This is a genomic window from Paenibacillus sp. Soil522, assembly GCF_001428245.1.
Lineage (GTDB): Bacteria > Bacillota > Bacilli > Paenibacillales > Paenibacillaceae > Pristimantibacillus.
Genome location: NZ_LMRV01000048.1, coordinates 42,594 through 59,313, shown reverse-complemented (window position 1 = coordinate 59,313; position 16,720 = coordinate 42,594). Strand labels below are relative to the sequence as shown.

The window sequence follows — 16,720 nt, the reverse complement described above, 5'->3', positions numbered from 1 at the left end:
CATGGTAGCTTTCTGAGTATCCGACAACCCGAAATCTTTGGTAATGAAGAGTGATAAAGCACCAATAAATACCCAAATCATAAAGCTTACATCAAAGTAGAGAAAAGCTGACAACAAACTCGGGAAGTGACCAGACTTGCGAAATCCTTTAGCATCCATTTTTCATGCCCCCTATTATTGGTATACCACTGTTCTCTTGTCCCGGATAAATTGAAGCTTTTTCGGGAATAATTTGCGTTCGATCTTCTTTTATAAATGCTTCTTTATACAACCGTTCTCTTTATTTCCCCTTATTCCCTCCAGTTCCCGGCAATCATTAGGCAAAAAAGGGCCGACTAATAGAATCGCGCAATTGCGAATCCAGATTAATCGGCCCCATTGCCATTGCAGCCACGCCGTCGTGACTGACTTTGTTAATAATCGATATAGGAAAAAACTCACAAAAAGCCTATCCGTACAATTTGTTATAGGATAGGCTGCGTTGCCATAAGGTGACACATCATTGTGTCGTTGTGCTTATGGAATTACTATAATTAGCTTTCAGGATAATGTCAACTAATATAACATCAAAAAGTGAAAAAAATTTTTAGGTCTAAAATCACAGCGTTTTCATTATTTTATGTTAGATAACTTAACATATAAGTGTTTATTTTAAAAAAATCCGCCATAAGGGTAAGCATGTTGAGAGTAGTGCCCTATTGAAGGATTTCTTGGAGACGAAAGTAGTTAATAAGAACTAGTTAATTTCCAGCATTATGCTTTTACTAGACAAAATTCGAGCTAATTAGTATAATTTCACTATATACGATCGACAAAAGTGAGAAGGTATTCACATTGATGTTAATGCCATCTTGGGCAATGGGGCCCTGTACGACCTTTTGATTAAGCGGATAGACAAAGATGTTTTTGTCTAGCTTCAAAGAGGTTTTGCAGGGTTTTTGGTATTTCGGTTGTGAAGCGAACATTATAGGGGGATATGGAATGAAGCTGTTTCGGTCTTTAACAAGTCGATGGATGGAAGAAAAATTGGCGAGCATGGCAGTTGGTGACTTTAGTATGAATCTTTCATCGAACGGTAAAGACCATTTGTTAATGGTTGCGCTCAAAAAAACGATAAGCAGTTTAAAGGCATTGATTCGTTTGGTGGATCGGTCATCCAAGCATTTGCACAAAAAATTGGTGGATATGAGGTCCAGATCCGAGCTGATTACCGAGCATGTGGAAGGAATCACAACCACAATACGGGAAATTGCGATCGGTATGCAGGATACTTCTGAGCATGCTCAGAAGATGGCGGATGACATGGCTCAAATTCATGCCGTTCTACAGGGAGTCGGCCAAAATAATGCCTCGCTGGTTCGGGAAACGCTGGATTTTTCGGAAGAAGTCGCTGCTGGCAAACAAGAAATGATATCCACGAAGGAACAAATGAATCGGATATCTGAAGAAAGCACGGACATTCATGAAGGAATGAACGAATTAAATAAAGCGTTGGGTCAAATAACGGATATTGTTCGGCTGATCGAGGAAATATCGGGCCAGACGCAGCTGCTCGCTTTGAATGCGAACATTGAAGCGGCACGGGCAGGCGAGCAAGGAAAGGGCTTCGCCGTAGTGGCGAGTGAGATTTCAAAGCTGGCTATTCAGACGAAGCAGGCTACCTTAAGCATTAATGATCAGATCCAGTGGGTAACGGGCAATGCTCAAGGTTTAAAGGCTGGTGTCGATAACTTGCATGAGGCAGTGGGTGTAGGCGTACATACGATGGAGGCGTCAGTAAACAAATATGCGGAGATGGAAATGTTCCTCGGCCGCATTTTAAACCAAATGAAGGAAGTGGATGGCCAGTTCAGAGTCATTACGGCAAACAGCTCTTCGATAGCCGATTCCCTCAATCAAACCTCGGCAATGATCGAGGAAGTAGCTGCGGGATGCGAAGAAGTGCTCGCTTCGACCGAAATCCAGCAGGACAATATTTTACAAATAAACGAGGACATTCGCGAGGCTACGCGCAGCAGTCTTTCGCTGCGTTCCATCGTATCACAATTTAAGCTTCCTTCTAAAAGCGAGTTCCATCCTCTGCAAAAGGAATTGGACCGGTGGGTGGAATGTTCTTTGGGTATCAGGTCCGTCATGGTGTCCATGATTGATTCGCGGGACGCTGAGCAAATCCGCTATTGGAATCAGGAAAAAGAAGCGATGGAGAGCGAGCTGGCAGCGTGCAATCAGCAGCTTGGAGCAAAATCGGCCGACAACAAAAACAAGGAATATTTTAACTCGTTGCAAAGTGCATGGCAGCAATTCAGCGAAGTGAAGGATCAAAATGCCAAATGGATGCTCGAAGGCGAGTATGAAAAAGCCAAGCAGGGTCTAATCAATAAAGGCAGAGAACGTTTCAAGCGGGCAATGGATATCGCTAATGAATGGATGGAGTCTTAATAAAGCAATGATTGAGAGAGTGTCATAGAGAGAGAGAAATAAATAAAATTTGGATAGCAATGTGATTTTTCATGATAAAACATTGTTGGGAGTGACCGTAATGAATGACTACTTGTTTTCCTTGTTTCAACGGGATTTGGTAAAGAAAGAAAGAGAATTTTTTAAAGTGATTAAGCAGCTGTCTGATACAAAGCTTGATTTGGACGATCAGGTGATCGCCAATCAAAAGCTGGTGGTGGGCATTGTCGAAGCTTTAAATAACGCTTTAGAGGTGAAGGACCCTTACACTTTAGGGCATTCCCAGCGCGTTAGTGAACTTTCAAGGGAAGTTGCTAAAAGTATGGGCTTATCCTCTTCCAAATGCGAGCAAGTGCGCCTGGCAGCTCTTTTTCATGATATTGGAAAAATTGGCATCCAAGACAACATTTTGCTCAAAAGCGGTCCTTTAACGAACGAGGAATTTATTGAAATCAAGCGGCATCCTATCGTTTCATACAATATTCTTAAACCGGTTGACCCGTTCAATAAGCTATTGGGCGGAGTTTTGTATCACCATGAAAACTGGGATGGAACCGGATATCCGGAAGGACTGAAGGGGAATAACATTCCGCTTTCAGCAAGTATTATTCACGTTGCCGATTCGTTTGATGCGATGACGTCGCGAAGGTCCTATCATTATCCGATGTGTCCTATGACGGCGTTGGAAGAGATCAAACGAATGAGCGGAACATGCTATCATCCTGATGTGGTTGAACACTTCTATAAAATCAATATATCCAAAATTTCGGCGAAGAAAATGGCATAACAAGCATGGCTGTATGCAATCTAATCGGAAACCGTTCGGAGATTCTGCGAAACGTACACTTAGATCTACTGGCAGAACTATAGCTGTTATTGGAGAGGTTTTATATGATGAGAGGTTTGCTTTTTCCTGCCGTCGCATTAATGAACCGGCTGAAATATTTGCAGAAGTTTTTATTGATTGCTGTACTCTTTATGCTTCCTGTGGGGTTAACGATGTATATGCTCGTCACCAATATTGACAAGGAAATCAATTTTGCTAAAAATGAACGATTAGGAATCGAGTATAACGACGGGATTCGAAAGCTGCTGGAGCATCTCCAGCAGCACAGAGGCATGATGAACGCAAGTTTAAACGGGGATACGTCCTTTAAGGAAGTGCTGATAAGTAAAAAGGTCGAGATAGAGGAGGACATCCGTAACATTGACCGATTAGACCAGCAATTAGGGAGTTATTTAGAAACAACAGCCAAATGGAAAGCGATTAAAGATAATTGGTATATACTTGATAAAAAAAAATTTCTTCTAGGGCCGGAACAAAATGATGAATTACATACCGGGATGATTAAACAAAACTTTGAATTACATACTGCAATGATATCGGAACTGCTCTCTCTTATTGTTCATGTTGGAGATATCTCTAGTCTTAAACTAGACCCGGGCGACGATAGCTATCTTCTGATGGACACGATCGTCAATAAGCTTCCGTTGATTATTGAATCGACAGGCCAATTAAGGGGATTAGGCTCAGGGATTGCTGCAAAAAAGAAACTCACACCGGAAGAAAAAATACAATTAATTATTTTAACCGGAATGGTCCAATCCGCGATAAATGATGTCAGCGGCCATAGGAACGAATTCGTAAGCCCCTATTTAAATGAACTTTTACAACCCTATATTCTGGATCACTTCACTGCAACGAAATTACTATTGGAAATACTTAAAAATGATATTATTGATGCAAAAACAATCCATATTCAATCAGGTGAATTTTACAGGATATCGACAAATGCGATTGATTCGGGGTTTAAACTTTATGATGTGGAATCCCCTCGCCTAAACAGCTTGCTAGTAGAGCGGATTCATGAATTGTCCAAGAAGAAACAGTATGTCATCGGATTTGCATTGATTGTAATTTTATTCATATTCTATCTCTTTAGTGCATTTTATGAATCCATTATCCGTACTGTTTTTTTGTTAAAAAAGGCATCTCTTCAATTTTCGAGGGGAGACTTGTCAACGCGCATTGATCTTCAAATACAAGATGAGCTGCAGCATGTCGGCCATGCGTTTAATACGATGGTGGATGCCTTCTCCGATATGATGGAAGAGAGAAGACGCTATGAGGAGAAGATTGAATACCATGCTTATTATGATGCATTAACCGGACTGCCTAATCGTATTCTGTTTAACGATCGACTTAAAATCGCTTTATCCGATGCACACGGCTCCGGAAAATTGCTGGCCGTTATTTTTTTGGATCTGGACCGATTTAAGGTTTTTAATGATACGCTTGGACATGAAACAGGAGACCTATTGTTGAAAGCGGTTACCGAGCGGCTGACGGAAAGTTTGCGTCAGGGCGATACGATCTCCCGAATGGGTGGGGATGAATTTTTGTTTCTGCTTCCGGAAATCGGTGGAATCAGCCAAGCGAGGATCGTTGCAGAAAAAGTAATTAACCAGTTAAAAATGCCTTTTAAGATCAATTCACATGAACTTTTCATTTCGGCAAGCCTTGGAATCAGTATGTATCCGTACGACGGCGATGAAATTGGGATTTTAGTTAAAAATGCCGATATTGCCATGTATGCCGCCAAGAACCAAGGCAGAAACAACTATCGCTTTTATAATCGCGAAATGAATATTAAAGCTGAAAAAACGTTGCAAATGGAAAACAGTTTGCGCAGAGCCTTGGAGCGTGAAGAGTTTCTTCTTTATTATCAGCCCCGATTCGATTTGGTTAGCGAAAAGATCACCGGAGTGGAGGCGCTGATCCGCTGGAAGCATCCGGATATCGGCTTCGTACCTCCGGCAGATTTTATTCCGCTTGCCGAAGAAATGGGTTTAATTATCCCGATTGGGGAATGGGTGCTGCGTACGGCCTGTATCCAGCACAAAGCCTGGCTTACGAAGATGACTTCACCTGTAAGCTTATCCGTTAATATTTCAGCTTTTCAATTTCAAGATAGTGATTTTCTCGATACCGTAAAAAGAGTGCTGGAAGAGGTATCCATAGAACCTCATTTATTGGAGCTTGAATTAACGGAGAGCGTCGTTATGAATAATGGAGAAATGACTATTGTAAAGCTGAAGCAATTGAAAGAGCTGGGTATCAAAATATCTATTGATGATTTCGGTACAGGGTTCTCATCGTTAAACTATCTGAAGCACTTTCCGATAGACAGTCTAAAAATAGACCGGTCGTTTATTAAAGATATTCCCATGGCACCTAAAGATACGGCAATCACCAAAACGATCATTGCTTTGGGACGAAGACTCCATTTAAGAGTGATTGCTGAAGGAGTGGAAACAAAAGAACAGCTCGCATTTCTATCTTCCAGAAGGTGTAACGAAGTACAAGGTTACCTAATAAGCAGACCTTTGCCGCCTGATGAGGTGTTTGGTCTGCTGGAAGGAAATAGAGTAACAAAAGAGAAATTAGTAGTTAGCGGGGGGTGAAAGATGCTCGCTAGAATCAAAGCAAAGGAGTAAAACGATGAATAAACACACACCGGATATTCAACGAAGCACTGCATTTGCTGAGAAGAAAGTGACTTGGCTGGAGCTTTTTTATGATCTTCTGTTTGTAGCGGCGGTTTCGAAAGCGAGCCATGTTTTGCTGCATGTCGAACATGGTTCAATTCCGTTTGAGTATTTAATCAAATTCGTCCTCATATTTGTTCCGATCTGGTGGGCTTGGGTGGGGCAGTCTCTTTTTGTAAATCGTTTTGGACAAGATACCGTTTCACACCGGATATTTCTAATTTTACAATTGTTTTTTGTATTAATAATGACGGCAAGCCTATCGGTTAATTTTGATCAATACTATGTTTCATTTTTTATAGGATATGTTGGTTTAAGAGCGATGACAGCCATTCAATATCTATCGGTACATAAAAAAGAAGCGGCACATAGAAAGATTACCGCCCGTTATTTAGGCAGCCGCTTTTGGATTGGACTGGTAATCTCTTCTTTTTCACTTTTCTTTGACTCATGGATTCGTTATGCCGTTTTATACGCGGGAATTGTTGTAGACATTTTTCTCCCGTTAATCGGCAGGCGGTTTTTGGTGAAAACGCCTATTAATACTCATCATTTATTAGAACGCTTTTCGTTGTTTACACTGATTCTGCTAGGCGAATCCGTAATCAGTATACTTGCCGTATTGCAGTCGAGCGAGTGGACATGGCAATCGATTCTATTTGCGGCAATCACATTTTTATTAATTATTGCAATGTGGTGGCAATACTTTGACAATATTGAGAAAAAAGTGAATAAAACGATCATGACTGCCGGGCAAACCATTATTTATGGCCATTTATTTATTTATTTATCCATGTGTATGATTGCGGCTTCGATCCAATTGTTATTTATGGAACAATTAAATGATGCTTTTATGTTGTGCTTTATATTTGGATCGGTGCTGCTCTACTTTTTTTCAACTACATGGGTGTTCCATAAGTATAGACATACTCATCATAGACTCGGGACATATCATTTGGCGTTATTGTTAGGGTTACTTGGGGCATTTTTTACGTTGGATTTATTTTTCCAGACTTCAAATCTTGTGATCATTGGAGAAGTGGCGGTATTCTTTGTTGTATATGCTAAATTAACGACATGAGCTTTCAATATTTTAAGGGCTGTCGGTGGGCAGCCCTTTTCTATTTTATCCAATGATGGCGATTTCAAAATAGTCTGTTGCCGCTAGCAAATATATTCGTTAATTGATTTAAGTTGTTGACTATCAGGTCGGGTTTCACATTTAATTCATCAAAGATCGCATTAAACCGGTTGACCCAGCATACCTTGAAGCCGAAATTTTTAGCACCTGCCGCATCAAATGAATTGGCTGAAATAAATAGAACTTCTTCTTTTCTGACATTTAGATTAGTGAGGGCCAGCTGGTATACCCCGGAAAAGGTTTATAGATTTTTAGCGCATTCACGCTGATCACAGCGGAGAACGCGGATTTGGCTGTATTTTTTATTCGGTACCGCGATCTGTAAGAGGAACAATTTCGTTATATCCGGAATTACCTTAAACGGGGCAAGCCGGTTATCGGATTCCGTTCAAGCACGCATGGACTTCTTTATCCGCAAGGCTCTCCGCTTGAACAATGGAATAACAAGTTCGGCCTTGCTGTTTTTGGCGCTCCGTGGATCAAACATTATGGGCATAGGAAAATAATCCAGTACTTCAGCTTACATAAAATACCCAAATCTGCGAACTATATTATTTGTATCCAAACGAAATGAGCATCAAACAGAGACACCGCAGAAATGAGTCTGTGCTCCATGTTACCAAGGTGTCGGAAAATACAGCATCAATCGTACAGGAGGTATCTGCATCCACCGAAGAGCAGCAGGCGACCATGAAAGAGATATTTACATCAGTCTTGGTTCAGATGTCGGAACAGCATCAAATCTTGTTAGAGAAAATTAACGGCAAGTAATTTCTATTCACAGCCGCCTTCCTTTCGTTTATCATAGACAATTAGAAGCTACTCCTTATCGACTCACAACTCATGTCCAATTCAAAACCGAAAAGCCGCCATGGTTTGATACTACCGACGTATACAAGGGTTATAAGGGTGAGCGTGAGGACTTTAAAGAAAAATCATGGCCATTCCCGAGGCTGACCATAATTCCGTGGTCAGTTTATTTGTTTTAATAATGAAGGCGCTTGTTGGCCGCAAAAATGCAAGAAAGGAGCATGATCTACAGGATGAAGAAGCTTAACATAATGTTCACCAATTTAAGAATCCGGCATAAGATGCTCACTGTGTTTCTGCCGCTCATGATTATTCCGATGCTGCTGGTTGGACTGATTTCATATTATATCTTTCAACATAATGAAGTTAAGAAGACGATCCAGGATCGTATGAATAGCTCCTATCTTATTAAGCAAAGAATCGAAAATGTGATTCAGAATACGGAAAGCTGTCTGGATATGATCACATTTTACATGAATGATCTGTCCGGATTTTTGACGGAGGGCAGCGTCGGTACCACATCGGAGATCGACCGCAAGTACGCGATAGAAAATAAGCTGAATTTTGCTTTGCTCGTATTCACCGATGTGAAAGAAGCGATCTTTGTTGACAATCAACAGAGAATATACGCTGCGAATGACCGATCGATAATTTCAGTAAATGCAAAGGAACAGATTCAAGCCTATATCGATCAACTGCAAGCGACATCGGGATATAGCAAAGGGTTTGAGATGACTCGGTTTCCCTTTGGCAATGGAGAGCAATCGCAAATTGTTCTGCCGCTGGGTAAGAAGATAACTGAGATCAAGTCAGGCGAAACGCTGGGAGAGTTAATCCTGTTCGTCAGCGAGGACCAGATTTCCTCTTTGTTTGAGCAGATGAATGATTTGAAAACAAGCAATTTCTATTTGATTGATGAAAATCACAGGATCATCTCCTCGACAGATCGCAATGAAGTCTTACATGCGGTTAGTAATCCGGTTCTGAATCCGCTGCTTCAGAGCAGTGAGTCAGAAGGTGACGTAATGAACATCGACAACCAGAGGATCGTGTACACCAAATACCCGCTGAACCGCAACAAATGGCTGATCCTCTATCAAGTATCTTTGGACGAGCTGATGAAGGATTATCAATCCCTCCAAAAGATATCGCTCATTGTCATCCTAGTGTGCGCACTCGTTACCGTGCTCGTTGCGGTGAAACTATCCGTCATCATCGTGAATCCCATCCAACGTCTGATCCAAACCATGCGTGAGACGGAGCGGGATCTGTATAAGGTAGTCCCAGCTGTTTTCAGTCATGATGAGGTTGGCCAATTAACCTTCACGTATCATCGCATGACTGAGCATATCCGGCAGTTGATCGATGACATCAGGGAGGAGCAGCAGACGAAGCGAAAATATGAGCTGGCACTGATGCAGCAGCAGATTCGTCCTCATTTTCTATATAACACACTAGATGTTGTCTATACGCTGGCCGAATTAGGCCGGACTAAAGAAGCGAAGAAAGCGACTAAGGCGCTGGCAGTCTTCTACAGGCGTTCCTTGAGCGGGGGGAACGAGATCATCACGGTACGAGAAGAGATCGAAATGATTCGCAATTACTTGTATATCCAACATCTGCGCTACAAAGATGAATTTGATTACACGATTCACATACCGGCGGAATGCTTGGATTATCGAATCTTGAAGCTGACGATTCAGCCGTTGGTGGAAAATGCGATTTATCATGGGCTAAAGCCGAAACGAGCCTTTGGCCATCTGGATATCACAGGTTACAAGAAAGATGGCATGCTCTGGATCGAAGTTAGTGACGATGGTATCGGAATGTCCGAAGAAGCACTTAGGACGTTGTGGTCCGATACCAGCCAGAACGAAGCTGGCAACGGCTTCGGCTTATTCAGCATCGATCATCGAATCAAACTGTACTTCGGTACACCATACGGGATCGAGCTGCAATCAAAGGTCCATGAGGGCACTACCGTGATTGTGAAAATACCACTGATCGAAGGAGTGGAGGCATCATGAACGTGATCATTGTGGATGATGAGACTATGTTCCGAGAGCGTCTGAGGAAAGAGATTAAATGGGAACATTACGGATTTCATGTGGTAGGGGAAGCGAAGAATGGCGAAGATGCGCTGGAGCAGTGCAAATCACGCCATATTGATCTGGCATTAGTGGACATTTACATGCCTTTTATGAATGGGCTCGAGCTTTCGAAGCATCTGAAGGACATGTATCCCAACATGGGAATTGTCATTATTACGGCTTACAGCGAGTTTGAATATGCCAAACAAGCAATCAAATATGGCGTATCGGACTACCTACTGAAGCCCTATGATAAGGAAGAGTTGGTCCTGACGCTGCTCAAAATCAAAGCTCGGCATGATGAGATGACCAAGAGCCAGAAAATCGCGGAAAGTTACAAGAAAAGCATGAGAGAAATGCATCTGAACGACCTGGTCATTGGAGGGGAGCAGAAAGACCGTGAGGCGATCCTTGAGCAATTGGCCGAGTACGGGGTTCATTTCCAAGAGGAGGACTGGTTTCAGGTCATTTCCATTGAATTGAACCCGGTCAAATACAATTGGGATCAGATGAAGGAGAGGCTGCTATGGAAATTTGCCGTTATGAATATTTGGGATGAGCTAAGTGAGGAAGAGTGCCGCCAAGTTTCGTTTTATGGTGATGAGGATCGCATTGTTTCCATCATGGTCCTTGAGGAGGGCCAGAAACTCGATCCGGATCTGTACCGCAGACTCTGTGAGCTGATTGAGAAGTATTTGAAGATCCCGATTACCATCGGGGTAGGCCAGCCTCACCGCGGACTGGAGCAGATAGAGAAGTCGTATCAAGAGTCGATACTCGCCTTGCACAACCGGTTTCGGTTGATGAACGAAGGGGTAGTATTTTACGATCAGCTTGCGCCAAATGATTCCAACGTAGGGTCTTACTCGTTGTTCGTGAATGAAGAGATCCTCATTCATCTGAGAATGAACGAATGGGAGGCCATTCAAGATAAGCTGGTCAAGGTACAGGCCTATATTATCGAAAACAAGCTGTCGCTGGATTATATCTTCGTCATCTACATGGGCTTTATCTCGATGTGTCTGACGTACTTGGAGGAGCTGGGCGGAAGTGTGGAGGATGTATTCAGCGCGGACTTTTACCCTTATTTGGAATTGAAGCGCCAGAGCTCGATTGGAGCTATCCACAGTTGGATCACCGATATCTTCAAGAAGGTAGCGGCCTATAACCGTGTCTCGAAACCGTCCAAATCCAAGAACATTGCCTTGGCAGCCAAAGGCTATATTGAAGCGGAATATAGTAAAGAGGATCTCAATGTAGAAGCCATTGCGAATCATTTTTACATCAATGCCGGTTATTTGCGCGGTGTGTTTAAAAAGGAGATGGGCTTACAAATATCAAAATATCTGTTAAATGTACGCATGCAGAGGGCTAAGGAAATGCTCAAGCAGAATACGATCAAAATCGCAGAGGTTGCTTTGATGGTGGGGTACAGCGACCCCGGCCATTTTAGTAAAGTGTTCAAAAAATACTTTGGATATTCCCCCCGGGAATATGAAAGTCTGAACAGATTTTCGTAGCAGCCTAAAGTGATGCGATTCTTCCAAGTTCGGTGCGGAATATCCATTCAGTTCGCTGGTTCATGTTCGTATAATAAAGTCATCCTCAAGGGGAATAATTAATCTTAATCAGGAGGGGTCTTACGGATATGAAAAGAGGGCTACATCGAATCATGGCGCTGTCTCTTGCCTCGGTGATGCTCGCGGCCGTTGTGGGCTGCGGCAGCAACAGCGGGCAGGATAGTGGAAAGAAAGAAGCCACAGCTGACAAGACTGCGAGTGGAAAGGTCAAATTGGAACTGTATCTTCAGTATTCAGATGATTCGGAGAAGGTTCCTCTGGATTATGCCATTGCTGAAATGAAAAAAGTCATGCCGGAAGTCGAAGCGGAAATTATGCCGGCAGCCAGAGACGACAACCAAAAGCTAAAAACACTGGCAGCGGCAGGGAATTTACCGGATATCTTCGATGCTAATCCGGATATTATCAAGACGTTTAAAAAATCGAATAACATCCTTCAGCTTGACTCTTATGTCAAGGAATTGAACATCGAGGATCAATTGCAGGATTCTACGAAGGCGACTCTGCGAGACGACGAAGGCCATATTTATGGCATTCCGTCCGACGCTCCTTGGTTTGCAATGATCTATTACAACAAAGACGTGTTCCAGCAAAATGGGCTGCAGCCTCCGACGAACTTCAATGAATTCCTCGATGTCGTCAAGAAGCTGAAAGAAAAAAATATCATTCCGCTAGGCTTGTTCGCTAAAGAAAAATGGCCGGGCGTTCAGTTGTATGACATGATTGCGACGAGAATGGATCCAAAGGGTATCGAAGGATTGGATAAGGGTACCGCATTGACATCTGACCCTGCATACTCCAAGGCAACTGACAAACTCACGCAACTTGTTAATGCAGGTGTTCTTGCACCGGGTGCATTTAATATGGGCTATGATGAAGTACTCTCGCTGTTTGTGGAAGGCAAGGCGGCAATGATGCTGAATGGCGGCTGGGCGGTACAGGATTTGGGTGCCAAAATGCCCGGCAAAGCCGGAATCCTGAAGTATCCTTTTGCCGATCCTGGACAAGAAAGTGCAGTAGCAAGTCAAATGAGCGGCGGCGGAACAATCGGCGGCATAGCCGTGTCACCTAATTCCGAGCATAAAGATATTGCGACCAAATATGCCATCCAGCTCTCACTCAAAATGTCCGAAGGCCGTGTACTGAAGAGAGGAGCTTTCCCGATTGTGAAAAATGCGGTTCAGCCGGAAAAGCCTTACTCGGACATACAAAATGAATACAAGGATTATGCTAGTCAAGCAAAGAGTTTTAGCGCTTTCACCTTTGGGATGACGAATCCGACGGTAAAGACCGCGTTGGAAGATAACGTTCAGAAGTTGATGGCTGGAGGCTACAAAGAAACTAAAGATTTCGTCAAGGATATGGACGCAGCGATCAACCGGGCAAGAAATAAATAAGCAAGAAGCGGAAACATTCGAATGGGACTGCACATTCGAATGTTTTTTTAAGAAAACTGTTAGGGGAGGTAGACCATGAACAAGCTTAGAAGGAACAAAGCGGCAATCTTCCTCTTTGTGTCGCCAGCATTGCTGCTGTTCAGTGTTGTGGTGATTTATCCTATGCTGCAAACCTTCTATAGGAGTTTATTTGAGTGGGATGGACTGAGCAAGCCTGTATTTATCCGATTAGATAATTATATTCGTCTTTTTCAAGATCCTGATTTTTATATCGCTTTTAAAAATGGGCTTATATTTGCAGCGGTGCTGGTGGTGATTCAGATCGGCTTGGCAACCGTGCTAGCGATCTTGCTATCGTCCAGACAAATACGAGGCAAGCGCTTTTTTAAAAATACTCTGTTTATTCCCGTCGTCCTATCTGTAACGGTCGTATGCCAGCTATGGCTGAATATTTACAACGGCCAATTTGGATTGTTGAATAAAGCGTTTGAGTCGCTCGGCTTGTCCTATCGACAGGATTGGCTCGGACATGAGAGCATGGCGATCTGGGCCGTAGCCGGGGTCAATGCTTGGCAATATATGGGATTCCATTTTGTACTAATTTACACCGCAATTAAGGCGATCCCAGAATCGTATTTCGAAGCGGCAAACATTGATGGCGCCTCCAAATTCAAGGCGCACCTCCGCATCACCCTTCCGCTTCTTGCGGAGACATTCAAGTTTTGTCTGATATTTGCTATTACGGGAGGACTGAGGGCATTTGAGCATATGGCGATCATGACAGGAGGCGGACCTGGTACGAGCACCTATACATTGACGTATTTCATGTATCGGGCGGCCTTCAGGCTAAATGAATACGGATATGCTTCAGCCTCAGTAGTTCTGTTGGTGCTCGAGTGTTTGATATTCACGATTCTCATCAATCGCTTCGTGGCGAGAGAACGAATCGTATATTAGGGAGGTATACTAATTGAGATCGTCCGTCGTCCGCTCTAAAATCCGAATCAATCCGTTCCGAAGTGAGACGTTGACCTATGGTTTTCTGATCCTCTATGCACTAATCTCGGCTTATCCGATTGTATGGATGCTCTTTTATTCTTTCAAGAATAACAATGAAATATTCGTCACGAATCCATTCGGGATCCCAACAGTGTTCCGGATCGAGAACTATGTAAAGGCACTAACGGAATTTAATGTTGTGATTTATTTCCGCAACAGTCTCATCGTCAGTCTCAGTGTGGTAGCGGCCACTCTCGTGATAGCCTTGCTGTTCAGCTATGCAACGGCCCGAATGGAATGGAAGCTATCGTCCTTCGCTAGGATTTATATGACTGCCGGCCTGTTTATTCCCGTTCAGATCATCTTGATTCCGCTATTGATTCTGGTGAAGGATTTCCATTTGACCAACACGTATTGGTCCTTAATTATCCCATATACCGCCTTTCAAATTCCGTTTGCTTCGATGATTTTATACGGGTTTCTACGCTCCATACCCTTTGAATTGGAGGAGGCGGCGGCTATCGACGGTGCGGGCATTTTTCAGACCTTTTTTAGGGTCATTGTTCCGATCGTCACGCCGGCGGTCGCTACGGTTGCGATTTTTGTCTTTTTATCAGCCTGGAACGAGTTCACCGTTGCTCTGATTCTCATTTCAGAGGAATCTTTGAAGACCCTGCCTCTAGGGCTGATGAGCTTTCAAGGTGCCTTCAATACCGATTGGGGAGCTATGGGTGCAGCGCTGGTCATTTCCAGTATTCCTACGATTTTGTTCTACCTGATCTTTAGCGAACAGGTGGAGAGGGCTATGGGGGTTGCGGGCGCCGTCAAATAAGGTTAGGAATGGAGGATTCACATTGAAGCAGATTGAAACACCATATCAAACGATTTATATGTCCGGCGCGGACGAACTTCAGGTGGAGAGCGCAGTCTCGGAGATTGAGCCGGGATTGATTCACATTCAGGTCAGCTTTCAATCCGAGGTGGAGCGACATTTTCCGCAGCTTGAGTTGTACTGGAAGCACTCGATAGTGGATATCCAATCGTATTGGCAACCTGCCGCATTTCGTACTAAGAGCCTCGTTCCCGACTTCAATCATCACATCGGCTCCAAAGCGACAGTCTCAGCGCCGGTCGGCTGCTTTTATAATTTGAACGGTCTGAACCGACTGACGTATGCACTCTCCGATGCCTTGAATCAAACCGATTTCACGATGGGTGTCCACGAGGAGGATGCCACACTGAATTGCCGGGTGCGACTGCTGACGGAACCGACACGACCGAGAATGTCATACCAGGTTGTGCTGCGAATCGATACGAGAAGCATTCCTTACTACGAAAGCCTCAGGTTGGTATCCAACTGGTGGGAACGGATGGAGGGGTACCGGCCTGCTCCTGTACCCGATGCTGCAAGAGCGCCCATGTACTCCACGTGGTATAGCTTTCATCAACAGATCACCGCGCAGGACATTGAAGAGCAATGCCGTTCGGCACGGGAATTGGGGATAGAGGCAGTGATCGTGGATGATGGATGGCAGACGTCGGATTCGAATCGTGGTTACGCCTATTGCGGAGATTGGCAGGTTTGCCCGGATCGCATTCCGGATATGCGTGTGCATGTCGAGCGGATCCACCGTCTTGGGTTGAAGTATATTTTGTGGTACAGCGTACCGTTCGTCGGCATTCACTCCCAAGCTTGGCCGAGATTCAAGGATAAGTTACTGAGCTTTAAGGAAAATCTAGGGGCGGGTGTGTTGGATCTAAGGTACGTCGATTGCAGGGAATACTTGATCTCCACTTATGAGCGGGCTGTATTGGAGTGGGATCTTGACGGCTTCAAACTGGATTTCGTCGATGAATTTTACTTGGACGTGGAGCAGGAAGCCGAACCGAAGCCAGGTATGGATTACGTTTCCATTCAAGAGGCAGTGGATCGCTTCCTCACCGATGTAATGGAGCGGCTGAGACTGATTAAGCCGGATATCATGATTGAGTTCAGACAGAACTATATCGGGCCCTTAATGAGAAAATACGGTAACATGTTTCGTGCAGCGGATTGTCCGAACGATGCAATTACCAATCGCATGGAAACGCTTGATATCCGCTTGTTATCCGGGACCACGCCCGTACACTCGGATATGGTCATGTGGAATCCTGAGGAGCCAGTAGAAGCGGCCGCTCTCCAGATGGTAAATATTTTATTCTCCGTTCCGCAGTTCTCGATGAGATTTGAGGCACTTCCTGAGCTTCATATCGACATGACGAGGTTCTGGTTGACCTTTTGGCGAGAACACCGGGATGTATTGCTAGACGGCGAGCTGTCGGCCCGTTCTCCCGAAGCCATGTATCCGCTGGTACAAGCCGATGCGGAGTACAAAAGGTTGATTGCCGTGTATGCGGATGTGGTCGTACGTACTGGATTGAAGGTGCCTAAGAAGCTGATCCTGGTTAATGGAACGCTGCAGGATGAAATCGTCGTTTCTTTCGAGGAGGAATTAGCTGCGCGAAAGGTTCGAGTATTGGACTGCTGTGGTAAGATCGTCCGTGAAGAGACAGCATCATTCGCGAAGGGGGTACAGGTTCTGAAGATTCCTGGACCTGGTGTTGTGCTAATTGAAGATAAATAGTGTTCTAATATGGGGCTGCCGTGAATGATACGGCGGCCCTTGCTTGTTGGTGTAACATACTCAACAAGACGGA

The 16,720-nt window shown here is 44.0% G+C and carries 10 protein-coding genes and 1 pseudogene; 10 read left to right on the top strand and 1 reads right to left on the bottom strand.

Annotated features, from left to right (window positions below; translation table 11 throughout):
* Window positions 1–159: pseudogene (locus tag ASG81_RS30960) on the bottom strand (MFS transporter); the annotation flags it as partial.
* Window positions 160–981: 822 nt separating this feature from the next.
* On the opposite strand from ASG81_RS30960, the gene ASG81_RS16295 reads away from it, so the two are divergent.
* The 10 genes from ASG81_RS16295 (at window position 982) to ASG81_RS16250 (ending at window position 16,647) form a co-directional block, all read left to right on the top strand.
* Entirely contained in the window at window positions 982–2,439 is a 1,458-nt protein-coding gene (locus ASG81_RS16295; protein ID WP_056636322.1) for a methyl-accepting chemotaxis protein, read from the top strand.
* Between the two features lie 100 nt (window positions 2,440–2,539).
* Window positions 2,540–3,244 carry an HD-GYP domain-containing protein gene (locus ASG81_RS16290; protein ID WP_056636320.1) on the top strand — a complete coding sequence of 235 codons (705 nt, stop codon included), beginning with the start codon at window positions 2,540–2,542 and terminating at the stop codon, window positions 3,242–3,244.
* Between the two features lie 557 nt (window positions 3,245–3,801).
* The gene (locus tag ASG81_RS16285) at window positions 3,802–5,922 is read left to right on the top strand and encodes an EAL domain-containing protein (protein ID WP_162255032.1); all 2,121 of its coding nucleotides are present in this window, start codon (window positions 3,802–3,804) and stop codon (window positions 5,920–5,922) included.
* A gap of 37 nt (window positions 5,923–5,959) precedes the next feature.
* A complete protein-coding gene (locus tag ASG81_RS16280) occupies window positions 5,960–7,087 on the top strand; it encodes a low temperature requirement protein A (RefSeq protein ID WP_056636316.1) in 1,128 nt (375 codons plus the stop codon).
* A gap of 1,103 nt (window positions 7,088–8,190) precedes the next feature.
* A complete protein-coding gene (locus ASG81_RS16275; RefSeq protein WP_056636314.1) occupies window positions 8,191–9,984 on the top strand; it encodes a sensor histidine kinase in 1,794 nt (597 codons plus the stop codon).
* Complete coding sequence (locus ASG81_RS16270) at window positions 9,981–11,567, top strand: response regulator (protein WP_056636312.1); 1,587 nt, start codon at window positions 9,981–9,983, stop codon at window positions 11,565–11,567. Before ASG81_RS16275 ends, ASG81_RS16270 begins: the two co-directional genes overlap by 4 nt.
* A 128-nt stretch (window positions 11,568–11,695) precedes the next feature.
* Window positions 11,696–13,024, top strand: coding sequence for an ABC transporter substrate-binding protein (locus ASG81_RS16265; RefSeq protein ID WP_056636310.1), 1,329 nt, complete (start codon window positions 11,696–11,698; stop codon window positions 13,022–13,024).
* Window positions 13,025–13,099: 75 nt separating this feature from the next.
* Window positions 13,100–13,981, top strand: a complete 882-nt coding sequence (locus ASG81_RS16260; RefSeq protein ID WP_056636308.1) for a carbohydrate ABC transporter permease — start codon at window positions 13,100–13,102, stop codon at window positions 13,979–13,981.
* A gap of 13 nt (window positions 13,982–13,994) precedes the next feature.
* On the top strand, window positions 13,995–14,855 hold the full coding sequence (locus ASG81_RS16255; protein WP_235548897.1) for a carbohydrate ABC transporter permease: 861 nt from the start codon (window positions 13,995–13,997) through the stop codon (window positions 14,853–14,855).
* A gap of 22 nt (window positions 14,856–14,877) precedes the next feature.
* The gene (locus ASG81_RS16250) at window positions 14,878–16,647 is read left to right on the top strand and encodes a glycoside hydrolase family 36 protein (RefSeq protein WP_155971589.1); all 1,770 of its coding nucleotides are present in this window, start codon (window positions 14,878–14,880) and stop codon (window positions 16,645–16,647) included.
* The last annotated feature ends 73 nt before the right edge of the window (window positions 16,648–16,720 follow it).

What these genes read in the sequence shown, in the direction of transcription:
- ASG81_RS16285 (WP_162255032.1), top strand. Translation starts at nt 3,802, where the DNA reads ATGATTAAACAAAACTTTGAATTACATACTGCAATGATATCGGAACTG.
- ASG81_RS16260 (WP_056636308.1), top strand. Translation starts at nt 13,100, where the DNA reads ATGAACAAGCTTAGAAGGAACAAAGCGGCAATCTTCCTCTTTGTGTCG.
- ASG81_RS16265 (WP_056636310.1), top strand. Translation starts at nt 11,696, where the DNA reads ATGAAAAGAGGGCTACATCGAATCATGGCGCTGTCTCTTGCCTCGGTG.
- ASG81_RS16270 (WP_056636312.1), top strand. Translation starts at nt 9,981, where the DNA reads ATGAACGTGATCATTGTGGATGATGAGACTATGTTCCGAGAGCGTCTG.
- ASG81_RS16290 (WP_056636320.1), top strand. Translation starts at nt 2,540, where the DNA reads ATGAATGACTACTTGTTTTCCTTGTTTCAACGGGATTTGGTAAAGAAA.
- ASG81_RS16275 (WP_056636314.1), top strand. Translation starts at nt 8,191, where the DNA reads ATGAAGAAGCTTAACATAATGTTCACCAATTTAAGAATCCGGCATAAG.
- ASG81_RS16295 (WP_056636322.1), top strand. Translation starts at nt 982, where the DNA reads ATGAAGCTGTTTCGGTCTTTAACAAGTCGATGGATGGAAGAAAAATTG.
- ASG81_RS16280 (WP_056636316.1), top strand. Translation starts at nt 5,960, where the DNA reads ATGAATAAACACACACCGGATATTCAACGAAGCACTGCATTTGCTGAG.